The following is a 21,448-nucleotide window of genomic DNA, read 5'->3' on the forward strand; positions in this document are numbered from 1 at the left end:
TACCGGGTTCAAGCGGGCTGGCTAAAGCTCATCGGCAAACGCTTCGAGAACCATGCTGGCCAGCAAGTTCCGACGCTCCGCCAGGCTTGCCGGTCGATCCCAGCGACGATCGCCCAGATGCCGGATCAACATCGCGGCATGTCGAGCATCCGTGCGATCAGCCAATGACGCGAGAAACAGGCGCGACCATTCATAGAGAGCTTGCAGCATGCCGCCGGGCAGAAATCCCAAGCGTTGCAGCGGAGGCAACTGCTCAAGGACGAGTAGCACCGCGCTGCCATGGGCCTCGAAACCGGCGAGTCGCGTTTCGCAGAGCAGCCGATGGAGCGTCTCGCGCAACAGGCCGATCCGCTCACGCACGCGCTGTTCGTCGAGGCCAATCGACCATAGCCGCAACTGCTGACGCAGATCGAAGACCGTCTTGGTGATCGCCGTCAGGCGCATATCGGGCAGTACATCGAACACCTCCTCGTGTTCGTCTCGCCGGCTGAGCACTGTGTACAGCTGTGGGTGCATATGCATAGGCTTGCTCAATCGCATCTCTGCCAACCCGCAGCCTGGGTGAAGACCCAGTGCGATGCCTCGAGGAACAGACCACGCTCGTTGTAGAGTCGAACGTTGAGCACCGGCTTCTGACGCTCGCGCGACTGTGCAACCGATGGCGACGCCGTGAGGAACCAGATTCGCGGCGCATCGGCCAGCGCTAGCCAGGCGGTTTCTGGCTCCTGGTGGTTGAGGATCAGGGCGCGCAGTGGCTCGGGCAGATTCGTCGAATCGCTAATCCGGATGGCGTGTGGCGGTGCCAGTTCGTCCCGGTACGACAGCGATTCAAGCAAGGCGTGCGCGCGCCTGGGGTGCTGCAGCCTTCGGATACGAGAGGTTTCCAAGATTCAATCTCGCTCACATGCGCTTCGCGAAATTGCACGAAGCCGTACTACAGGGCGAGATGCTGGGCCCCGAATGATATTGCCGCGGGTGTGAGGCGGTGATGGCCGCGCTGTTTGCGGCCGACCGGACGAACGAGGATAGGGTTCGTCAGGTCAGCATATGGTGGCACTGCACGGACTGCCAGGCAATGATCTGCTTCACAGGTCAACGCGGGTGACGAGAGTTGCTCCCCGGCTTCAGTGCATTGATAGTTTCTATGGCCCGCAGCAACTCCTCTGCGAACTCGTGCAATCGCTGTCGGCGTGCGCGCGCTTCGTCGCGAAGCAAAGTAAAAGCGGATTCGCGATCCAACCGCAGCCGTTCCATCAGCACCCCAGTTGCCAGACTGATGTGCCGGTTGTGTTGCAGCGCGCTAGATAGCTGTGACTCGCTCCGCCGCAGTCGGGTGAACTCGGCTGCGCGTGCGAGCGCGGCGTCGATGGTGGGAAAGTATTCGGACACATCGTGACGCTTGACCAAGTACGCGAGCGCGCCGGTCGCGGTTGCTTCTCGGACCGTGTGGTCATCCTCCACTGCCGTCAGGAATACAAACGGCACTTGGAACTGCTCCCGTAGCAACCGAGCCAACTGCAAGCCGGACTTGCCCTGCATCCTGATGTCGAGGATCGCGAGGTCAGGCAGGGTCGCAACCACGGCCGCCAGTGCTTCGTCGGCGTTCTCTGCCGCGACTACCTCATGACCATGATCGCGCAGCGATTGGCACAGCAGATGGGCCAGGTCACGATCGTCGTCAACGACCAGCAATTTCCGACGGTTCTCTAGTTCGCTCATGCCGCTTTCCGCCTTGTGGCGTTCCCGTCGGCGGCTGAGGGTCAAGGATCAGCGGTTAGGTGTGTGTGCGTGGCCGCCTGCCACCTTGCGTATAACGCGCTATCCAGCGTTACATGTCCACGACGCATCCGCAAGCATCCAGAGCGCCGCTCTGGACCCGAAATCGAGTGCGGTTTGCCGCATCCTCAAAGATTTGGCATAACTTGCAAAGATCAGATCCTCGATACGACGCGAGCTAATTGGTATCGGCCTCAGCGCTGCACACCATCGAAATAATCAACCACGGTGCGCGCGACGCGGCCCATGCCGTCTTCTGTTTCGGCGCGAGGGCCGGACAGTTCGACGTTGTAGAACGAAATGATGATGGTGCCCGACCGGGCGTAGATCATGCCGACATCGTTGGTCACGGTGCCGGTCTCACCGGTTTTGTGGGCGATGGGAACCGTCAGGTAGTGGGGGAGTTTGATGACGCCGGACTGCTGCGCGAGCAGGATGCGTTTCATTTCTTCGCAGCTTTGTTCGGACGCCGCGGTACCGAGCTCGATGCTTTCGAGCAGCCGGCCCATCTCCTGAGGCGTGGCCCAGCCGAACCAGTTCGCTTTGTCGTTCCACACGGCGCGCATGCGCTGAGCGGCGTCTTTCTCGGCAGAGCGCTGCGTGACTTCTTGGAGCAACGCGCGTCGCGGCTCGACGAACAATGGCAGGTCGGTGTTGAGTGCGAATATGTCTTCGGGCTTCAGCGCTTTGTACTTGGGATCCAGTGCTTCGTAACGCATCCGGAAGAACTCGAGCGTGGTGTTGTTCTGGCGCAAGACCTGATAACCCGCATCGCGCAGAAATCGGTTGACGGCTTCCTTGCCGCCGACCTTGGCGATCATGATGTCGGTAGCGGTGTTGTCGCTGGTGATGACCATTTGAGTAATGAGGTCCCGGAGCGTGGGATTCATGCCGGGATCGTGGTGCCTGAAGATGCCGGAGCCGCCGCGATAATCAGCCTGTTTGATGACGTAGCGCTGATTCAGATCGAGCTTGCGCTCATCGGCCAGGCGGTAGGCGAGCACCATGGTGGCGAGCTTGATGGTGCTGGCGCTTTCGAACTCATCGGTGCCGCGAACGCTGGCCGTTTCGCCCGTGCTCAGATGCTTGACGTAGATGCCAGATCGGGTGGGAAGTCGCGACAGCTCGGCTTCGAGGAGTCGGGAGAGATTTGAGTTTGCCGACTGCGCGGTCGCGTCGACATGAAGGAATTGCAGCAGCAGCGCTAGCGTAACCGCCCAGGTCGATCGCATTCCGTCTACCCAATTTCCACGCACAATGGGTTGATGGTCGCCGACACTGGCGATGTTCGCAAGCAGCGGTGCTGACGGTTTCCAACAAGCGCGCCTCGAACGTATATAAGACTAGGCGTCAAACCGCCGGACACGACAACGAACGATGACATTGAACATTGCAGATTGCCGTTGTGCTGGCAAAGACTCCCGATCGCTTGCGCGTGCCCCCGGGTGAACCAACTGTTTCTTGCGAAACTCGCCAGTAACACGCCTCGTCACGCGCGGTCATCGGCGTCCAAGTTGTGCACGTGAGTACATCTGCTGCACATCGGAGGTTGGAGAAGATGGCGTCATCGAAGAGAACATCTGAACGCAAAGGCGAGGGGCGTTCTCAACCGAGATCGAAGGCAGGTCGGCGCACGATCGAGTTGCCGGCGCCGCTGATTGCTGAGTAGAAGCGATGGCGCGAGGTGTGCCCTAAGAGCGAAAGCAACCCCGCGTGTCCATCGGTGGGCGAGCAATCTGCTCAACAGCGCGGATGTTTCCAGGGATCTGGGACACGCCAACGTCTACATCACGCTGAAGATCCATGCCCACGCCATACCGAAGACCAGGCGAGGGACGAGCGATCAGATGGCCAAACTCATGCCCGGAGTGGAAACAAAATGGAAACAGCGGAGGGGAAGGTCGAATTGCCGCGCTCGGGGGACCGAGCGCAAGCTGTTGAATTGGCGGAGAGACAGGGATTCGAACCCTGGAACACCTGTGAGGATGTTACTGGAATTCCAGTCCAGCGCCTTCGACCGCTCGGCCATCTCTCCGTCAGGGCGCGAAGATTACACTACGTCGCGCCGGTTCCCAAGTAACGCTTGTTCAGGCGAACGCAATTCCCGCCGACTGCATGGCTTCCAGGATCGGGCCCTGGTGTTGGCGGGACAGCGGCACCAGCGGCAGGCGCACGGTGTCCGTGATCAGGCCGAGGCGGGCGGCGGCCCATTTCACCGGGATGGGGTTGCTTTCCAGGAACATCGCCTTGTGTAGCGGCTGCAGCTTCATGTCGAGCTTGCGCGCTTCATCGCGCTTGCCGGCCAGGGCGGCGTCGATCACTGCCCGCACCTGTCGCGGCGCGATGTTGGCGGTCACCGAGATGACCCCATTGAAGCCTGCCAGCACTGCCTCGCAGGCCAGGTCGTCGTCGCCGGAGAACAGCGCCAGCCGGCCGCCGACGCGGTTCAGCAACTCGCGATTGCGCTCCAGCGAGCAGGCCTCTTTCAGCCCGACGATGTTCGGAAATTCGGTCAGCCGCGCCACCGTCTCCGGCTTCATGTCGACGACGGTGCGACCGGGCACGTTGTACAAGAAGATCGGCACGTCCACCGCCTGGGCGATGGCCTTGAAGTGCTGGTACAGGCCTTCCTGGGTCGGCTTGTTGTAGTAGGGCACGACCGAGAGGCAGGCATCCACGCCGGCGTCCTTCGCCAGGCGGGTCAGCTCGATGGCCTCGCGGGTCGAGTTGGCGCCGGTGCCGGCCATCACGGGGATGCGCTTGGCAGAGCGCTCGACCACGCGTTTGACCACGCCGATGTGCTCGTCGACGCTCAGCGTCGGCGATTCGCCGGTGGTACCGACGGCGACGATGGCGTTGGTGCCATTGGAGACGTGGAAGTCGACCAGACGGTCCAGGGCGCTGTTGTCCACAGTGCCATCCGCCTGCATCGGCGTTACGAGCGCCACGATGCTGCCGCTAAACATGGTCATCCTCAAAGGGGGAGGGGCGAGATCCTACCAAACCTAACGGCAGTTACGCACGTGAGGCCGGGGCCGGGTAGCGGGCGGACGCCAGCGGCGGAATTCGCGTTCTGACTGGCGCAAGGTTGCGTGTAAACTGACGGCCCACCCCTTCCGTCAGGCTTTCGATGCAGTTCATCGTCATTTCCGCTCTCGGCAGCGATCGCACCGGTCTGGTCTACGATCTGACGCGCGTGGTCCTCGACTGTGCCGGCAACATCATCGACAGCCGCATGAGCTCGTTCGGCAGCGAGTTCGCCATGCTGTTGCTGGTCTCCGGCAATTGGCACACGCTCGCCAAGCTGGAAACGGAGCTGAAGAAGCTCAGCGATTCCTCCGGCATCACCGTCAGCCTGCGGCGCACCGATCAGCGTCCGCCGCGCAAGGATGTGGTCACGTATTCGGTCGACGTGGTGTGCCTGGACCAGCCGGGCATCGTGCACAACCTGGCCGGTTTCTTCAGCGCGCGCGGCATCGACATCGCCGAGCTGAACACGCGCAGCTACGCCGCCGCTCACACCGGAGCGCCAATGTTTTCCGTACAGATGATCGTCCATATCCCGGGCAAGATTCACATCGCGGCATTGCGCGAGGAATTCATGGATTTGTGCGACCAGCTCAACCTCGACGCCATTCTCGAACCCGTGAAGTCTTAGGCGATAAACCTGCAACCGAGCGTGTCGACTACCCTGAGCGAAATGATCCCGATGATCGCGAGACCAACTCGATCGAGCCGTATTGGCCGAGGATCAACACTAAAGTTGGTAAGAGAGACCTGATGCCGGCAAAAAAAGCGTCTCCCGCCGCGAAAAAAACCGTCAAGAAAACGCCCGCCAGGCCAGCACCGGTAGCCAAGAGCGCGCCGGTCAAAAGCAGCGGCGGCTCGGGCAAGCTCGCGGTAGGCAAGAAAGTCCCCGCGTTCTCCAGTGCGATCACTGGCGGCGGCTCGTGGAAGTCCAGCGAAGCGGCCGGCAAGAATCTGGTCGTTTACTTCTACCCTCGGGACAACACCACCGGGTGCACGGCCGAAGGCGAAGCGTTCCGCGATCTTGCGCCGGCCTTCAAAAAGGCGAACACGATGATCCTCGGTGTCTCCACCGACAGCATCGCGTCGCACGAGAAGTTCAAGGCCAAGTACCAGTTCCCGTTCGAGCTGCTCTCCGATGAGAGCCAGGCGCTGTGCCAGCTGTTCGACGTGATCAAGGAAAAAAGCATGTACGGCCGCAAGTTCATGGGCGTGGAGCGCAGTACGTTCCTGATCGACGCCGCCGGGGTGCTGCGTCAGGAATGGCGCAAGGTGAAAGTGCCGGGTCACGCCGACGCGGTGCTGGCCGCTGCCAAAGCACTGTAACAGCGCCGCCTTACTCTGCTCTCATCCCTTTCATAGGAGTGACGACACCTCATATGGTCAGAGCCGAAACGAGCGAATCCAAGGCTGGCGACAAGCGCAGTCGTCCGGGCAAGCGCGGTCAGCGACGCATCTTCGTGCTGGACACCAACGTCCTGATGCACGACCCGACCGCGATTTTTCGCTTCGACGAGCACGACATCTATATCCCGATGATCGTGCTGGAAGAGCTCGACGCCGGTAAGAAGGGCTTGTCGGAAGCGGCACGCAACGTGCGGCAGGTGAGCCGCTTTCTCGATGAGCTCATGGTCGGGGTGGACAAGACGGGGATCGACGCGGGCCTCGAGCTGCCGACCGGCAAATACATCAACGGCCACAAGAAGGCAGTCGCCGGCCGGTTGTTCTTCCAGACCAAGATTCTCAGCGCCGGTTTGCCCGACAACCTGCCCGGGCACGGCGCCGACAACGCCATCCTCGGTCAGGCGCTGGCGCTGCAAAAGGAATTTCCCGAAGCACGCGTCACGCTGGTGTCCAAGGACATCAACCTGCGCATCAAGGCGTCGATCATCGGCGTGTATGCCGAGGACTATTACAACGACAAGACCATCGAAGATGCGGACCTGCTGTACACCGGCCTGCAGGAGCTGCCGGCCAACTTCTGGGAGAAGCATGGCAAGAACATGCACTCCTGGCAGGAGCAGACGCGCACCTACTATCGCGTGCATGGGCCGATGGTGCGCGACTGGCACGTCAATCAGTTCCTGTATCAGCAGGATGCGAACGCGCTCGAAGCCATCGTGCGCAAGATCGACGGCAATGAGGCGGTGCTCGAGCTGATTCGTGACTTTCGCAACGAGCGGCACAGCATCTGGGGCATCAACGCGCGCAATCGTGAACAGAATTTCGCGTTGAACCTGCTGCTCGATCCCGAGATCGACTTCGTGACCATTCTCGGCCCGGCCGGTACCGGCAAGACGCTGCTCACGCTCGCGGCCGGTCTGGCGCAGACGCTGGAAAGCAATCGCTACAGCGAGATCATCATGACGCGCGTGACCATTCCGCTCGGCGAAGACATCGGCTTCCTGCCCGGCACGGAAGAGGAAAAGATGGAGCCGTGGATGGGCGCGCTGATGGACAACCTCGAAGTGCTGACGCAGAGCCAGGAGGGCGGCAATTGGGGCCGCGCCGCGACCAACGATCTGCTGCGCAATCGCATCAAGATCCGCTCGCTGAATTTCATGCGCGGCCGCACGTTCCTCAATCGGTTCTTGATTCTGGACGAGGCGCAGAATCTGACCGCGAAGCAGATGAAGGCGCTGGTGACGCGCTCCGGCCCGGGTACGAAAGTGGTCTGCCTCGGCAACATTGCGCAGATCGATACGCCGTACTTGACGGAGACCACCTCGGGCCTCACCTATGTCGTGAACCGGTTCCGCGATTGGTCGCACGCCGGCCACATCACGCTGATCCGCGGTGAGCGTTCGCGCCTGGCGGATTACGCGTCCGAGATTCTTTGATGAGCTCCTGCCGGGCCCTTCGGGCCGGCGAGTTCGAGCGAGAGGAGTGGATTTGGCGAAGGCATCAAAAGGGAAGCGCGGCGCTGATATTGCTCAGCACGTCTCGCAGCTCGGGTCCAATGTTGTCTGGCCGACGTCGCCGGAGGACGCGAAGCTCGAGCGCGTGCCGAATCCGCATCCGGACAAGCAGTATCTGGCGCGCTTCACGGCGCCGGAGTTCACCTCGTTGTGCCCGGTGACGGGTCAGCCCGATTTCGCGCACATCGTGATCGACTATGTGCCCAAGCAGTGGCTGGTGGAGAGCAAGTCGCTCAAGCTGTACCTGGGCTCGTTCCGCAACCATGGTGCCTTTCACGAGGATTGCACTGTCGCCATCGGCGCACGCCTGGTGGACGTGCTGAAACCGCGCTGGCTGCGCATCGGCGGGTACTGGTATCCGCGCGGCGGCATCCCCATAGACGTGTTCTGGCAGACGAGCGAGCCCCCCAAGGGGCTCTGGCTGCCGGATCAGGGCGTTCCGGGGTATCGGGGCAGAGGCTGAAACTTTCAGCGGCTCAGGTACGTACGTACGTACATACTTCTGCTATATTCCGCCGCCTTCAACTGCCGATTCTCGTGGGCTTCTATGGCGGCTCGCGTCGGTTTCTCCGCGACGATCAGCCGCGAACCCCGCCAGGCCCGGAAGGGAGCAACGGTAACGGTGATATCGGGCGCCGGAGAAGCGCCGGCGCGGGCCGTCTCCATCAAGGTTCCCGCATGTCCTATCTAGCTCTCGCCCGCAAATGGCGGCCGCGCAGTTTTACTGAGCTGGCTGGCCAGGATCACGTCATGCGCGCGCTCGTGAACGCGCTGCAGACCGGCCGAGTGCACCACGCGTTCCTGTTCACCGGCACGCGCGGTGTAGGCAAAACCACCATCGCGCGCATTCTCGCCAAGTCGCTGAATTGCGAAACCGGCATGACGCCGACCCCCTGCGGCGTTTGCAGCGCGTGTCGTGAGATCGATGAAGGCCGCTTCGTCGACCTGATCGAAGTCGACGCTGCCTCGCGCACCAAAGTCGATGACACGCGCGAGCTGCTCGACAACGTGCAGTACGCACCCGCTCGCGGCCGCTACAAGGTCTACCTGATCGACGAAGTGCACATGCTCTCGACGCATTCATTCAATGCGTTGCTGAAGACGCTCGAAGAGCCGCCGCCGCACGTGAAGTTCCTGCTCGCGACCACCGATCCGCAGAAGCTGCCGGTGACGGTGCTGTCGCGCTGCTTGCAGTTCAACCTGAAGCGCTTTCCGCCGGCGATGATTCTCAATCGGCTCAAGTTCATTTGCGAGCAGGAGAACATCGAATTCGAAACGGACGCGCTGCGCATGGTCGCACGCGCCGCTGAAGGCAGCATGCGCGATGCGCTCAGTCTGCTCGATCAAGTCATCGCCTTCGGCGGTGGCAAGCTGACCGCCGATGACACCCGCACCATGCTCGGCACGTTGGATCGTGCGCAGGTGTTCGGCATCGTCGAAGCGTTGATCGCTCGCGATGCGCGCAAGGTGCTCGATCGCGTCAATGAATTGGACGAGCACGCGCCGGACTATCGCGAAGTGCTCGCTGAGCTCGCCGGGCTGTTGCAGAAGCTCGCGCTGATGCAGGCCGTTCCCGATTTGCAGATCGACGAAGCGGATGACGTCGAGGCTTATAAGAATCTTGCGGCCGCGATCACGCCCGAAGATGCGCAGCTGTTTTATCAAATCGCCATCGTCGGTCGTCGCGACCTGGAGCTTGCGCCCGATGTGCGTGGCGGCTTCGAGATGGTGTTGTTACGCATGTTGGCGTTCAGCGTCCAGGACGTGACTGCGTCTGCGGGCAGTGCGCCGACGCCTGCGCCGGCTCGATCGGCTGCCGGTGGCGGTGTGCCGGCTGCGGTGCGTGCAGCTGCGATGGCTCCTGCGCCCTCAGCGGCGCCGGCTGCCAACGTCGCGCCTGCGACGAATGCGGCGCCATCGGCGCCTCCGGCTCGGGCCGCTGCAGCCACTGGCGACAGCGATTGGAATGCGATCGTCGCGCAGATGAATCTGGGCGGCATTACGCGTCAGCTCGCGGTGAACTGTGCGCTCCTTGGCAAGGAAGGGAGCAAGGTGCGCCTGTCGCTCGATCCCGAGGGCGCGCATTACCGCACGGCCATGATGGAGGACAAGCTCCGCCAGGCGTTGAGCACTTACTTCGGTGAGCCGGTGGTGCTGGAATTCACCGCAGGCGGCGGCAGTGCGACGATGAATACGCCGGCTCGTCAGCTCAAGGCTGCGGCGGACGATCGTCTGCAGAACGCCCGCTCTTCCATCGAGAACGATCCCAATATTCGCGCCATGAAAGAAATGTTCGGCGCGACGGTGACGCCCGAGTCGATCCGGCCGACCGACAATCAATGACGGAGTGGTTCAGTTATGAAAGGCAATATCGGCAACATGATGAAACAGGCGCAGCAGCTGCAAGCGAACATGCAGCGCGCGCAAGCCGAGATCGCCCAGCTCGAAGTCACGGGCGAGGCGGGCGGCGGCATGGCCAAGGTGGTGATGACTGGCAAGCATGAAGTGCGCCGGGTCACGCTCGATGCTTCGATCGTGAGCAGCGACGACAAGGACATGCTGGAAGACCTGATCGCCGCTGCCATCAACGATGCCGTGCAGAAAGTCGATCGCACCACGCAGGAAAGAATGTCGAGCCTGATGGGTGGCCTGAATCTGCCGCCCGGGTTCAAGATGCCGTTCTAACGGAACTGTTGCCGCGCGCCGGCCGCAGCGTTTGGCCGGCGCCTTTGATTTCGAATGATCTACCCACCTTCTCTCATCCGCCTGATCGAGGCGCTGCGTTGCCTGCCCGGCGTCGGGCCGAAGTCGGCGCAGCGCATGGCGTTTCATTTGCTGGAAAAAGATCGCAACGCCGCCGGCCTGCTGGCCGACGCCTTGCAGAAGGCGGTCGTCGGCGTAGGGCGCTGCCAGCGCTGCCGAATGTTTGCCGATGCGGATCTGTGTCCGATCTGCGCCAATGCCTCACGGGATCGCGGCACGCTGTGCGTGGTGGAGTCGCCGGCCGATGTCGCAGCGATCGAGCAATCGGGCAGTTATCGAGGCACGTATTTCGTGCTGATGGGCCATCTGTCACCGCTCGACGGCATCGGTCCTGACGAGCTGGGCTTCGCCCAATTGGAAACACTGCTCGCCGAAGGCTCGGTCACCGAGGCCATTCTTGCGACCAACACGACCGTCGAGGGCGATGCCACTGCGCATGTGATCGCCGAAATCGCCGCTCGTCACAAAGTGAAATCGAGCCGCATCGCCCACGGCGTGCCCATCGGCGGCGAGCTCGAATACGTCGATGGCGGCACGCTCGCTCACGCACTCGCCGGGCGACGAACGCTGACTTGAGTCCGCCCGTTCGATAGGGAACTATCGATCCTCGTCCTGCCCGGTCTGCAACCAGGAGGAGGGAAGCAACGTGCCAGCACCCGCTGAGTTGATTCTCGCAGCAGCGATGGCGATGGCCCTCTCGTCGGTCACCGCGCGCGCCCAGGAGCCAACGAACCCGGCGGAAGTTGATGCGCTGCTGCAATCGAGCTACACCAGCATCAATGGGCGAGCAACGCCGGAACTGATTCCGTACCACGTGCGCATGGCGGCTTTTTTCGAGAGTTTCTCTGACTACGCGCCACAGTTCCGGTCACAGTTGATAAAGGCAGACTTCGATCAGCTGCAACGATACGCGAGCGCTCATGGTGCGTTCCAAAAGCAGGACGCAGATCGGCAACTGCGCGAATGGCAGGAAGTTGCTGCTCGTGCCGAGCCGATGAGCGCCGTCGAAATCGCCACGGAGCTGAAGCAATCGAGCCGTCGTATCGAAGCGGTCGCCGCGGCGCGCTATCGCGCGACATTGGATGCGCTGAGTGCCGACGGCAGAGCGGTTATCGATCGTTTCATCGCCGACCGCGTTCGCCCCAACACGTCCATCGAAGATCCACTGGTGGTGGCGATGGCCGCTCCCGTGTTCTACAAGACGCAGATTCTGGGGACGTACAGAATGATGCAGGAGGGCAAGTGGCCTCCGGCACCGCCCGTCAGCAATACGAAAAAAGTCGAATCGGTGGCTACCGGGGACGCCGCCCGAGTGGGCTCAAAGTAGAGCTAAGCCGCCGTCTTTTTGGCGCGTGCTTTGGGTTTGGCGGCAGGCGCTGCATGCGGCGATTCTTCGGGCGGGGACAGGCGAACCTGATCGTCGCCGTGCAACTCCATCAGCGACTCCATCAAATCCTCTTCCTCGGCGCTGGAGCAGATGCCCAGCACCGTCGCCTCGTCACAACCTTCGGCGGCGACGTAGGCGTGACCCATGTTCGAATCGATATAGATGGATTCACCCGCCGACAGCACGATGGGATCGTAGAACTCGGTGTGGATCTCGACCTTGCCTTCGAGCACGTAGATATATTCCTCGCCCGAGTGATGCACCAGCTCGCCGAACTCCTCGACGCTCTTGGCGCGGATGCGCGTCAGGATCGGAATCATCCGTTTACGCCGCAGCTCCGCGCATAAATAGAAATAATCGTAGTTCGGCGTGTTGACGCGGATGGCGCGCTCCATTTTGCCGATGCTGCGTCGGGCGGTGACGGGCTGGGCCGACGCTTCGCTCGGCTCAGCAAACAAATCCGACATCCGGATCTTCAAGCGCTCACTGAGCTGCAACAGCTTGTCGTAGGTGAGGGTGAGCCGGTCGTGCTCCACCTTCGCGAGCGTCGACAACGGAATGCCGGTGCGATCGCTCATCTCCTTGAGTGTCCAATCGTTGCGGGAGCGCAGGGCGCGCAGCACGCGGCCGAGGGTCGGCTTGTCGGCGGAACGCTCGGTGCGCTGCTGTACGGCGGACTTTTCGGCGGGTTTGGAGGGTTTCATCGAGCCAATTCTACCGGAAGCCGGCTCGGGCTCGCGCCGGCACTGTTTTGCACGATTGGGTTGACGATTCTCTAATCAGGACTATTATTGCCAATAGGAGAAAATACCGCCGCCCAAGAAGCGGCCCCTGAGCCAGGTGAGGATGCGATGCGTACACGCGTAGCAGTGATGTGGTTGGCCGCCCTGTTTTCCTGGGTGAGTCTAGGATGGGCACAGGAAGGGGCGCAGCTGCCGCCACCGGGCCCTGCGACCGAAACAACCGTGCCGCAGGCAGAACCGCCAGGAGCGGCTCCACTGACGCGCGAGAACGTCGAAGCCTGGCTCGACGGTTATCTGCCGTACGCGTTGCAGACCGGTGATATCGCCGGCGCCGTCGTGGTGGTCGTGAAGGACGGCCAGGTCCTGGTGCAGAAAGGTTACGGCTACGCCGACGTCAAATCGCGCAAGCCGGTCGATCCCGAGCTCACGTTGTTTCGTCCCGGGTCGATCTCCAAGCTGTTCACCTGGACGGCGGTGATGCAACAGGTCGAGCAGGGCAAGCTCGATCTGGACGCCGACGTCAACAACTATCTGGATTTCAAGATTCCGCCGCGCGACGGGCAGCCCGTGACGCTACGGAACATCATGACCCACACGGCGGGCTTCGAAGAGCAGGTGAAGGGCCTGATGGGCGAGGAGGGCGGCGCCTCGGTGCTGTCCTTCGATGAGCGGCTGAAGAATTGGGTGCCGGAGCGCATCTTCGCGCCGGGCACGACGCCGGCTTATTCCAACTACGCCACCGCGCTCGCCGGCTACATCGTGCAGCGCGTCTCGGGCGTGCACTTCGACGACTACATCGATCAAAACATCTTCGCGCCGCTGGGCATGCAGCACTCGACGTTTCGTCAGCCGCTGCCCGAGGCGCTGAAACCGCTCATGTCGAGCGGCTATGCGCTGGCGTCCTCGGGTGAAGCCAAGCCCTACGAAATCGTCGGCGTGTCGCCGGCGGGCAGTCTCGCCGCATCCGGTGCGGACATGGCGAAGTTCATGATCGCTCATCTGCAAAACGGCGCCTTCGGCACGACGCGCATCCTTCAAGAGGACACCGCGAAACAGATGCATTCGACGGCGCTGACCATCCTGCCGCGCGTGCATCGCATGCTGCTGGGTTTTTATGAGCAGAACTACAACGGTCATCGCGCACTCGGCCATGGCGGCGACACCAACTGGTTCCACAGCGATCTGCATCTGTTCATCGACGACGGCGTCGGCATGTACGTTTCCTTGAACAGCGGCGGCAAGGGGCCGGCCGCTCACCAGATCCGCAGCACCTTGTTCGATCAGTTCGCCGATCGTTATCTGCCGGGCCAGACCCTGGATGGCAAGGTCGATGAGAAAACTGCCGCTGAACACGCCGGCATGATGGCTGGCGTTTATGAGAGCTCGCGTCGCATGGACTCGAGCTTCTTCAGCCTGCTGGGCCTCGCAGGCCCGATCAAAGTCATCCCGAATCCGGACCACACCATCAGCGTCTCGATGGCCCAGAACCTGGCCGGCGTGCCGATCAAATGGCGCGAGATCGAGCCGTTCGTCTACCGCGACGTCGAGGGCAAGTACCTGCTGTCCGCGCAGGTAAAGGATGGGCAGGTCGTGCGGTTCAGCTTCGACGGTGTATCGCCGTTCATGATGTTCGAGCGCACGCCGGCCTCACGCTCGCCAGGCTGGTTGTTGCCGATGGCCATCGTTGGGCTGGTCTCATTGCTGCTGACCGCTCTTGCGTGGCCGGTCTCCGCGCTCGTGCGTCGGCACTACGGTGTTGCTTACGGTTTGACCGGTGATGATGCCAAGGCGCATCGCTGGGTGCGAATCGCAGCACTTGCAGCGCTCGCGATCTGCATTGGCTGGGCGATCGCGATCGGCAAGATGATGGGTGATTTCAGCCTGCTCTCGGAAAGCTCCGATGCGTGGCTGTGGCTGATGCAGTTGCTGTCGCTGGTCGTGTTCATCGGCGGCGCGGTCTTCGGTGGCTGGAACGCCTGGATCGTCGTGCGCAGCCAGCGCAAGTGGTACGCGAAGGTCTGGGCAGTCGTGCTCGCGTTGTCGCTGTTGCTGCTGCTGTACATCGCGCTGACCTTCCATCTCATCGCGTTCGATGTGAACTACTGAGGCGACGATGAGCACGGCGGTTCCCATGCAGATGCAGGTCGAGATCGAGCGGTTGCGTTTGCGCAATCCATTCCGGATCTCGGGCTACACGTTCACCGAAGTCCCCGTTGCGGTGGTCACGTTGGAAAGCGAGCAGGGGCGAGGTCGCGGCGAAGCGGCGGGTGTTTATTACTTGAAGGATACGCCCGAGAGCATCGTCGAGGCGCTGGAGAAACATCGGGCCATCATCGAAAGCGGCATCACGCGTGAGCAGTTGTTGGAGCTGCTGCCTCCGGGCGGTGCTCGCAATGCGTTGGATTGCGCGCTGTGGGACCTCGAAGCCAAGCATGTTGGCGCGCCGGTGTGGCGGCTTGCCGGTCTGGATGCCGTCGGGCCGTGTGTTACGACGTTCACGTTGAGCGCCGATGGTCCGCCTGCTGTGGTGAGTGCGGCAGAAGCGCTGCCGCGTGCCAAGGCGCTCAAACTGAAGCTCGATGGCGATTTGCAGATGGACAAGGAACGAGTGCGTGCGGTGCGCCGGCTGCGTCCCGATGCCTGGATCGGTGTCGATGCCAACCAGGGTTATTCCATCGAAAAGCTCAAAGCCATCATGCCGGCCTTCGTCGAGTCCGGCGTGCAGCTCGTCGAGCAGCCGCTGCCCCGCGGTCGCGAGGCTGACCTGGAAGGCTTCAAGAGTCCCATTCCGCTCGCAGCGGATGAAAGCGTGCAGGGCCTGGCCGACGTGCGCGGCCTGCGGGGTCGCTTCCAGGTCGTAAACATCAAGCTCGATAAATGCGGCGGGCTGACCGAAGCCCTCGCGATGGCGCATGAGGCGCGACGCCTCGGCATGCAAGTCATGGTCGGCAACATGGTGGGCACCAGCCTGGCCATGGCGCCGGCGTTCGTGGTCGCGCAGCTGTGCGATTACGTGGATCTCGACGGACCGATTTTTCTGGCAGAGGACCGCCACCCCAGCATCACGTACCAGGATGGCAGCGTGCATTGCGCAAGCAGTGTGTGGGGCAACGGCTAGGAATCCGCAACGGCGCGGTCATCAACAACAATACGGGGAGCGACCATGAGCGATGTCTTTGATCTGTCGCGTGGGATGACGATCGGCGTTTCGACCAGCGCACTGGCGCTGTTGATGAGTGCGACCAACGTACGGGCGGCGGAAGGCCAGAGCGGCGTCATCGATGAAATCATCGTGACCGCACAGAAACGCAACGAGAGCGTGCAGGACGTGCCGGTCTCGGTGAGCGCGTTCGCTGAGGAGCAGCTGACCCGCGTGCACGCCACGCAGCTGCAGGATTACGCGGCATACATGCCCGGCATCAATATCACGGGCGGCGGCAGTCCCGGCCAGACGAGCATTACGCTGCGCGGTGTCGCCGCGGTGGGACCGGGTTCGGTCGTTGGCACCTATGTGGACGAAACACCGCTCGGTGCAAGCAACAACTATGCTCGGGCCACGAGCTTCGCGCTCGATCTGATGCCGTACGATATCGGACGCGTCGAAGTGCTGCGTGGCCCGCAAGGCACGCTGTATGGCGCCGGCTCGATGGGCGGCTTGCTCAAGTACGTTTTGAAGGAACCCAGCACCGACGCATTGGAATTCCGTGCGGGTCTGGAAGGCTCCAATGTGAGCGGCGCCGACGATCCGGGTTGGGGCGCGCGTGCGGGAGTGAATGTTCCATTGGGCAGCTCGGTCGCGCTGCGCGCCAGCTACTTCCAGCAAGATACGCCGGGCTACATCACCAACGCCTACACGGGCAAACGAGACGTCAACGGGCTGGAGCAGAGCGGCGGACGCGCTTCGCTGCTGTGGCAGATCAGCGATACGGCCACGCTCAAGGTGAACGGTCTGTGGCAGCGACTGGATTCGGATGAGAATTCGACGGTGACTCTGTCGCTGGCCGGTACCGATCCGATACGCGCCCGTCGCGACCTTCCCGATCTCACGACTTCGATGCCGAACTCACAGCCGTTCAGCAAGGAAGTGGATTACTACTCGGCGACCCTCAACTGGGACCTGGGCTGGGGCGACTTCGTGTCCGCAACCAGCTACTCCAAGACGCACACGGTGCAAACGCAGGACGGAAGCGTCACGTACGGCTCATTGTTTCCTCTGCTGAGCCTGGTGTTTGAGTTGCCCGGTGCGCCCTTCGATGAAGGCTTGAGCAAGTTCAACATCCAGCTCGATCATGAGAAGTGGACGCAGGAATTCCGGATCGCATCCAGCGGCGACGGGGCGATCCAGTGGCGCGCCGGCGCGTTCTATACCGAGGAAGACAGCAAGAACCGGCAGGTGGTCGATGCGACCGATATCAATGGCGTGCCGATCCAGGGATTCCTGCCGTACTTTGCGTTCGCGCAGCTGCCTTCGCAGTACAAGGAGCTCGCCGTATTCGGCGATGTGACTTTCAAGATCAACGACCGCTTCGACGTCATCACCGGTCTGCGCTGGGCCGCGAACGATCAGAAGTTCCGGCAGATCAGCAGCGGCGCCATCGTGGCGACTGCGAACCAGCCGGGTGAGTCCGATGAAGACGTGTTCACATATGCCGTCAGTCCGCGCTGGCATCTGACCGACAACACCATGCTCTATGCGCGTGTCGCAACGGGTTATCGCCCCGGCGGTCCGAACACCATCGTGCCTGGCATGCCGCCGGCGGTGGAGGCCGACGAGCTGACCAACTATGAGCTGGGCTTCAAGAGCATCTTCATGGACGGTCGCGCGCTGCTGAATGCTTCGGTGTTCTACATCGATTGGCAGGACATCCAGCAGAGCCGTTCCTTCGGCGGCGTGAGCGGCCTGGACAATGCCGGCGACGCGGAGAGCCAGGGCATCGAGCTCGAATCGTTGTTCTCGGTCACCCCGGGTCTGCAGCTCGGATTCAACCTGTCGTATACGGACGCAACCTTGAAGTCGAGCCCGCCGGATCTGCCGAACGCGCTCGGCGTGCAGCTGCCGGGCGTGCCGAAGTGGAGCGGCGCGATCACCGCGAATTATTCGTTCACCGCGTTCGGCGGCCACGAGGCCAACATTGGCGGCGGCTGGCGCTATGTCGATGAGCGCTATTCCGAAGTGGTCAAGACGGAAGAGAATCTTGCGTACGCGCTGCCCGCCTATGACGTGCTGGACCTCAACGCCGACGTGCAATTCGATAAGCTGACGCTGCGGCTATTCGTGAAGAATCTGACCGACGAGCGCGCGTTCACGGGCGGCGGTGTGACCCCGGACGGATTGAATCAGCCGGTGCGTCTGGATCTGGCCGTGCTGCAGCCGCGAACCGTGGGCCTCAGTATAGATTTCCAGTTCTAAGTGATAAGTTGATCGAACGTGACCACAGCAAACCTCTCGACCTCCCTGGATCTGCCGCAACCGTATCTGCTGTTTCTTGGCGATACCACCGAGGCGGGCTTCGCGAAAACCGCCTTTGGTCTCAGGGACTGGGCGCCTGAGCAGTGCGTCGGCGAGCTGGCGTGCTCGCCCGACGCGGTCACGCTGGGTCTGCCCAAGCTCACCCCGGCGCAGGCCCGCGCCAAAGGCGCACGTTCGATGGTCATCGGCGTGGCCAACATGGGCGGGCGCATTCTCGACAGCTGGATGCCGTCGCTGATCGAAGCGCTGGAGGCTGGTCTGGATTTGATTGGGGGAATGCACACTCGACTCGTCGACGCGCCGGCGTTGGTTGCAGCCGCCGAGCGTCATGGGCGTCGTCTGATCGACGTCCGCACGCCACCGCCCGGGATTCCGACCGCCAGTGGTCGCAAACGCAGTGGCAAGCGACTACTGGCGGTCGGAACGGATTGCGCCCTGGGCAAGAAATACACCGCGCTTGCGATCGCAAGAGAATTCAAGCGACGCGGCGTGAGTGCTGACTTTCGTGCCACGGGGCAGACCGGAATCATGATCGCCGGTAGCGGCATGCCGATGGATGCCGTGGTGTCGGATTTCGAGGCGGGCGCCGCGGAGGTGCTCTCACCGGATGCAGCGCCGGATCACTGGGATGTGATCGAAGGGCAGGGCTCGTTGTTCCATCCTTCCTATGCCGCCGTATCGCTCGGCTTGTTACATGGCAGTCAGCCCGATGTCATCATCGTGTGCCATGAGGCGGGCCGCACCCATGTGATGGGCATGCCCGACTATCCCTTGCCCAGTCTGGAAGAGACCATCGATCTGAATCTGCGGCTCGGTCGGCGCACCAATCCCGCGATTCGCTGCGGCGGCGTGAGTCTCAATACCTCGAAGTTGTCAGAGCGCGAGGCGCGCGAGTTGATGGCCGCCGAGAGCAAGCGACTGGGCGTGCCGGTCGCCGATCCGATGCGCGGCGGCGACGAGTTCGAACGGCTGCTCGATCACTGTTTGCGCGCCTGATGCAAGCGTCCTGGTTTCAACGCTATCTGTTGCCTGGCTTCGCCTTCAAGGCGGTCGTCATCGGCGGCGGCTATGCGACGGGCCGCGAGCTGGTCGAGTTCTTCCTGCCGAGCGGGCCGCGCGGCGGGTTGTTCGCGATGGTGTTCGCCGCCGTGATCTGGAGCGTCGTGTGTATCGCGACGTTCCTGTTCGCGCGAGCCACGCAGAGCGCCGACTATCGCACCTTCTTCCGGCATCTGCTCGGCCGGGGCTGGATGGTCTTCGAGGTCGCCTACTGTTTATTCATCGTCCTGATCCTGGCCGTGTTCGGCGCAGCCTCGGGCGCCATTGGGGCGGCGTTGTTCGGCTGGCCGCCGCTGGCGGGCACGCTTTGTTTGATGCTGGGCATCGCGTTGTTCGTGGCGTTTGGCAACACCTCGGTCGAGCAACTATTCAAGTGGGTTTCGTTCTTCCTGTACGGCGTCTACGCGTTGTTCGTCGTGCTGTCGCTGGGCAAATTCGGCGATCGAATCTCAGCCAACTTCGCGTTGGACGTGCCGACGGATGGTTGGCTGCTCGCGGGGGTGACTTACGCCGGTTACAACATCGTCGGTGCGGTCGTGATCTTGCCCGTGCTGCGGCATCTGACCAGCAATCGCGACGCCATCATCGCCGGGGCCTTGTCCGGGCCGCTTGCGATGATTCCGGCGTTCCTGTTTTTCGTCTGCATGGTCGCTTACTACCCGGAGATCGCCGAGCAGGCGTTGCCGTCGGACTTCCTGTTGCAGCGATTGGATGCACCCGTGTTTCATGGCGCGTTCCAGCTGATGATTTTCGCGGCGCTGCTCGAAAGCGGCACGGGCAGCGTGCATGCGGTGAATCAGCGCATCGAGCAGGTGTGGCGCGCGAAGCTCGGGCGGGATTTGTCGGCCAGGGCGCGATTCATCGCGGCCGGCGTGTTGCTCGTGATCGCGATGCTGCTCGCCGAGCGCTTCGGTCTCGTCACGCTGATCGCGCGTGGCTACCGCGGCCTCGCGTATCTGTTGATCGCGGTCTACGTGTTGCCGCTGCTGACGTATGGCGTCTGGCGCCTGTGGCAGCGACGCGAACAGGTTGCACTTTCCCCGCAGTGATCGCGGCGCCTGAGTCGGCCACGAGATTCTTGCTTCAGTGATGTCGGGTGCGCCCGGGGACGCTCGTCCTTGGGTCAGAACGCACACAACATCCCTGGAGCAAGAGCAATGAAGCGCTTACTGACCAAGACCCTCGCTGCCACGGCACTGATCGCCCCGGCCGCGGCCCCGCTGGCCGACAGCCCGGCTCCTGCGAGCCCGCAGCAGGCGATCTCCGCGCCCGACAAATCGGGCCGCATCGCCGTCAATGGCATCAACTATTACTACGAGATTCGCGGCAAGGGCGAGCCGGTGTTGCTCCTGCACGGCGGACTGGGTTCCAGCGACATGTTCGCGCCGCTGTTGCCGACCCTCACCAAGCAGCGACAGGTCGTGCTGGTTGATCTACAGGGTCATGGCCGCACCGAGCTGGGCACTCGCAAGTTCAATCTCGACGCCATGGGCGATGACATGAACGGGCTGCTGCAAAAGCTCGGGTACCAGCAGATCGACGTGTTCGGTTACTCCTTCGGCGGTGGCGTCGGCTTCAAGCTGGCCGTGCAGCATCCGGAAAGGGTGCGTCGTTTGGTGCTGGTGTCCGCGGGATATTCATCGGACGGCTTCTATCCGGAGATCAAAGCGCAACAGGTGCAGATGAACGCCGACGCCTTCCAGTTCATGAAGGACACGCCCATGTACAAGGGTTACGTCGCGGTCGCGCCGAAGCCGGATGACTTCCCGCGCTTGCTCGCCGAGATCGGGGATTTCATGCGCAAGGACTATGACTATTCCGCCGATGTCGCGAAGCTGAAGATGCCGGTGATGCTGGTGTTCGGCGACTCGGACATGTATCGCCCCGAGCACGTCATCAAGTTCTATCAGCTGCTCGGCGGTGGTTTGAAGGATGCCGGCTGGATGCGGGAGAACCTGTCGCAGAATCGTCTGGCGATTCTTCCCAATCACACGCACTACGACATCTTCCTGGCGCCGGAGCTGGTGACCACGGCACTGCCGTTCCTCAACGGGGACACCAAAGCGAGCGCGTGGCAGTAAGCGTCCGAGACAGAAGCGGGTTAGCGCCGGCGTTCGTATTCCGGCGCGAGCCCACGCATGATGTTGAGCAGGCGTTTATAACTTTCATAACGACGCGCCGAGAGAGTGTTCTCGGCCACGGCGGCGAGCACTGCGCAGCCAGGTTCGCGAAGGTGCAGGCAGTTGTTGAACTTGCACTCGGGCGCGAGTTTCAGGATCTGTCTCTTATACACATCTGACGCTGC

At 62.2% G+C, this 21,448-nt stretch carries 20 protein-coding genes, 1 tRNA gene, 1 other RNA gene and 1 pseudogene; 15 read left to right on the forward strand and 8 right to left on the reverse strand.

From position 1 onward, the window contains the following. Positions 1–21: 21 nt before the first annotated feature. The 6 genes from D0550_RS13490 to dapA all read right to left on the reverse strand — a co-directional run bounded on the left by D0550_RS13490 (position 22) and on the right by dapA (position 4,742). The gene (locus D0550_RS13490) at positions 22–522 is read right to left on the reverse strand and encodes a hypothetical protein (RefSeq protein ID WP_153067153.1); all 501 of its coding nucleotides are present in this window, start codon (positions 520–522) and stop codon (positions 22–24) included. A gap of 8 nt (positions 523–530) precedes the next feature. Then, a complete protein-coding gene (locus D0550_RS13495) occupies positions 531–836 on the reverse strand; it encodes a hypothetical protein (RefSeq protein ID WP_153067154.1) in 306 nt (101 codons plus the stop codon). A 256-nt stretch (positions 837–1,092) separates the two neighbouring features. Continuing rightward, positions 1,093–1,719 carry an ANTAR domain-containing response regulator gene (locus D0550_RS13500; protein ID WP_116809709.1) on the reverse strand — a complete coding sequence of 209 codons (627 nt, stop codon included), beginning with the start codon at positions 1,717–1,719 and terminating at the stop codon, positions 1,093–1,095. A gap of 251 nt (positions 1,720–1,970) precedes the next feature. Continuing rightward, positions 1,971–3,008, reverse strand: coding sequence for a serine hydrolase (locus D0550_RS13505; RefSeq protein ID WP_116809710.1), 1,038 nt, complete (start codon positions 3,006–3,008; stop codon positions 1,971–1,973). Positions 3,009–3,719: 711 nt separating this feature from the next. Next, positions 3,720–3,811: transfer RNA gene (locus D0550_RS13510), tRNA-Ser, on the reverse strand. A 52-nt stretch (positions 3,812–3,863) separates the two neighbouring features. Beyond that, positions 3,864–4,742, reverse strand: coding sequence for a 4-hydroxy-tetrahydrodipicolinate synthase (gene dapA / locus D0550_RS13515; RefSeq protein WP_116809742.1), 879 nt, complete (start codon positions 4,740–4,742; stop codon positions 3,864–3,866). Positions 4,743–4,906: 164 nt separating this feature from the next. Between dapA and D0550_RS13520 the strand changes: the two genes are divergently transcribed. From D0550_RS13520 to D0550_RS13560, 9 genes are all read left to right on the forward strand, one after another. Further along, entirely contained in the window at positions 4,907–5,434 is a 528-nt protein-coding gene (locus D0550_RS13520; RefSeq protein WP_116809711.1) for a glycine cleavage system transcriptional repressor, read from the forward strand. 122 nt (positions 5,435–5,556) lie between these two features. After that, positions 5,557–6,129 carry a peroxiredoxin gene (locus D0550_RS13525; RefSeq protein ID WP_116809712.1) on the forward strand — a complete coding sequence of 191 codons (573 nt, stop codon included), beginning with the start codon at positions 5,557–5,559 and terminating at the stop codon, positions 6,127–6,129. Between the two features lie 155 nt (positions 6,130–6,284). Next, a complete protein-coding gene (locus D0550_RS13530; protein ID WP_349770717.1) occupies positions 6,285–7,643 on the forward strand; it encodes a PhoH family protein in 1,359 nt (452 codons plus the stop codon). A gap of 88 nt (positions 7,644–7,731) precedes the next feature. Beyond that, positions 7,732–8,184: a preQ(1) synthase gene (gene queF / locus D0550_RS36370; protein ID WP_116809743.1), complete on the forward strand. Its 453-nt coding sequence runs from the start codon at positions 7,732–7,734 to the stop codon at positions 8,182–8,184. A gap of 95 nt (positions 8,185–8,279) precedes the next feature. Next, positions 8,280–8,376, forward strand: an RNA gene (gene ffs, locus D0550_RS13540) — signal recognition particle sRNA small type. A gap of 23 nt (positions 8,377–8,399) precedes the next feature. Further along, positions 8,400–10,064 carry a DNA polymerase III subunit gamma/tau gene (gene dnaX, locus D0550_RS13545; RefSeq protein ID WP_116809714.1) on the forward strand — a complete coding sequence of 555 codons (1,665 nt, stop codon included), beginning with the start codon at positions 8,400–8,402 and terminating at the stop codon, positions 10,062–10,064. Positions 10,065–10,079: 15 nt separating this feature from the next. Next, on the forward strand, positions 10,080–10,406 hold the full coding sequence (locus tag D0550_RS13550; protein WP_116809715.1) for a YbaB/EbfC family nucleoid-associated protein: 327 nt from the start codon (positions 10,080–10,082) through the stop codon (positions 10,404–10,406). A gap of 54 nt (positions 10,407–10,460) precedes the next feature. After that, a complete protein-coding gene (gene recR / locus D0550_RS13555) occupies positions 10,461–11,060 on the forward strand; it encodes a recombination mediator RecR (RefSeq protein WP_174842494.1) in 600 nt (199 codons plus the stop codon). A 70-nt stretch (positions 11,061–11,130) separates the two neighbouring features. Beyond that, positions 11,131–11,811 carry a hypothetical protein gene (locus D0550_RS13560; RefSeq protein ID WP_153067155.1) on the forward strand — a complete coding sequence of 227 codons (681 nt, stop codon included), beginning with the start codon at positions 11,131–11,133 and terminating at the stop codon, positions 11,809–11,811. Between the two features lie 2 nt (positions 11,812–11,813). Here the strand turns inward: D0550_RS13560 and D0550_RS13565 are convergent, their stop codons facing one another. Then, positions 11,814–12,575 carry a helix-turn-helix domain-containing protein gene (locus D0550_RS13565; protein ID WP_116809717.1) on the reverse strand — a complete coding sequence of 254 codons (762 nt, stop codon included), beginning with the start codon at positions 12,573–12,575 and terminating at the stop codon, positions 11,814–11,816. 147 nt (positions 12,576–12,722) lie between these two features. Here D0550_RS13565 and D0550_RS13570 point away from each other — a divergent pair, with 147 nt between their 5' ends. From D0550_RS13570 to D0550_RS13595, 6 genes are all read left to right on the forward strand, one after another. After that, entirely contained in the window at positions 12,723–14,720 is a 1,998-nt protein-coding gene (locus D0550_RS13570; RefSeq protein WP_116809718.1) for a serine hydrolase domain-containing protein, read from the forward strand. A 7-nt stretch (positions 14,721–14,727) separates the two neighbouring features. Next, on the forward strand, positions 14,728–15,732 hold the full coding sequence (locus tag D0550_RS13575) for a dipeptide epimerase (protein ID WP_206606263.1): 1,005 nt from the start codon (positions 14,728–14,730) through the stop codon (positions 15,730–15,732). Positions 15,733–15,777: 45 nt separating this feature from the next. Then, on the forward strand, positions 15,778–18,024 hold the full coding sequence (locus tag D0550_RS13580; protein WP_116809719.1) for a TonB-dependent receptor: 2,247 nt from the start codon (positions 15,778–15,780) through the stop codon (positions 18,022–18,024). 18 nt (positions 18,025–18,042) lie between these two features. Next, positions 18,043–19,080, forward strand: coding sequence for an N-acetyltransferase DgcN family protein (locus D0550_RS13585; RefSeq protein WP_116809720.1), 1,038 nt, complete (start codon positions 18,043–18,045; stop codon positions 19,078–19,080). Beyond that, positions 19,080–20,192 (forward strand): YkvI family membrane protein, encoded by a 1,113-nt coding sequence (locus tag D0550_RS13590; RefSeq protein WP_116809721.1) that lies wholly within the window; start codon positions 19,080–19,082, stop codon positions 20,190–20,192. Before D0550_RS13585 ends, D0550_RS13590 begins: the two co-directional genes overlap by 1 nt. Positions 20,193–20,300: 108 nt before the next feature. Continuing rightward, positions 20,301–21,224 carry an alpha/beta fold hydrolase gene (locus tag D0550_RS13595; protein WP_116809722.1) on the forward strand — a complete coding sequence of 308 codons (924 nt, stop codon included), beginning with the start codon at positions 20,301–20,303 and terminating at the stop codon, positions 21,222–21,224. A gap of 20 nt (positions 21,225–21,244) precedes the next feature. Here D0550_RS13595 and D0550_RS13600 read toward each other — a convergent pair. Continuing rightward, positions 21,245–21,448, reverse strand: a pseudogene (locus D0550_RS13600) (ribosome small subunit-dependent GTPase A); the annotation flags it as partial.

Source organism: Steroidobacter cummioxidans, from assembly GCF_003104955.1.

Excerpts from the sequence above, each read along its gene's own strand:
- D0550_RS13490 (WP_153067153.1), bottom strand. The coding sequence starts at position 522 with ATGCATATGCACCCACAGCTGTACACAGTGCTCAGCCGGCGAGACGAA.
- D0550_RS13500 (WP_116809709.1), bottom strand. The coding sequence starts at position 1,719 with ATGAGCGAACTAGAGAACCGTCGGAAATTGCTGGTCGTTGACGACGAT.
- D0550_RS13505 (WP_116809710.1), bottom strand. The coding sequence starts at position 3,008 with ATGCGATCGACCTGGGCGGTTACGCTAGCGCTGCTGCTGCAATTCCTT.
- dapA (WP_116809742.1), bottom strand. The coding sequence starts at position 4,742 with ATGTTTAGCGGCAGCATCGTGGCGCTCGTAACGCCGATGCAGGCGGAT.
- D0550_RS13520 (WP_116809711.1), top strand. The coding sequence starts at position 4,907 with ATGCAGTTCATCGTCATTTCCGCTCTCGGCAGCGATCGCACCGGTCTG.
- D0550_RS13525 (WP_116809712.1), top strand. The coding sequence starts at position 5,557 with ATGCCGGCAAAAAAAGCGTCTCCCGCCGCGAAAAAAACCGTCAAGAAA.
- D0550_RS13530 (WP_349770717.1), top strand. The coding sequence starts at position 6,285 with ATGCACGACCCGACCGCGATTTTTCGCTTCGACGAGCACGACATCTAT.
- dnaX (WP_116809714.1), top strand. The coding sequence starts at position 8,400 with ATGTCCTATCTAGCTCTCGCCCGCAAATGGCGGCCGCGCAGTTTTACT.
- D0550_RS13550 (WP_116809715.1), top strand. The coding sequence starts at position 10,080 with ATGAAAGGCAATATCGGCAACATGATGAAACAGGCGCAGCAGCTGCAA.
- recR (WP_174842494.1), top strand. The coding sequence starts at position 10,461 with ATGATCTACCCACCTTCTCTCATCCGCCTGATCGAGGCGCTGCGTTGC.
- D0550_RS13565 (WP_116809717.1), bottom strand. The coding sequence starts at position 12,575 with ATGAAACCCTCCAAACCCGCCGAAAAGTCCGCCGTACAGCAGCGCACC.
- D0550_RS13570 (WP_116809718.1), top strand. The coding sequence starts at position 12,723 with ATGCGTACACGCGTAGCAGTGATGTGGTTGGCCGCCCTGTTTTCCTGG.
- D0550_RS13575 (WP_206606263.1), top strand. The coding sequence starts at position 14,728 with ATGAGCACGGCGGTTCCCATGCAGATGCAGGTCGAGATCGAGCGGTTG.
- D0550_RS13580 (WP_116809719.1), top strand. The coding sequence starts at position 15,778 with ATGAGCGATGTCTTTGATCTGTCGCGTGGGATGACGATCGGCGTTTCG.
- D0550_RS13590 (WP_116809721.1), top strand. The coding sequence starts at position 19,080 with ATGCAAGCGTCCTGGTTTCAACGCTATCTGTTGCCTGGCTTCGCCTTC.
- D0550_RS13595 (WP_116809722.1), top strand. The coding sequence starts at position 20,301 with ATGAAGCGCTTACTGACCAAGACCCTCGCTGCCACGGCACTGATCGCC.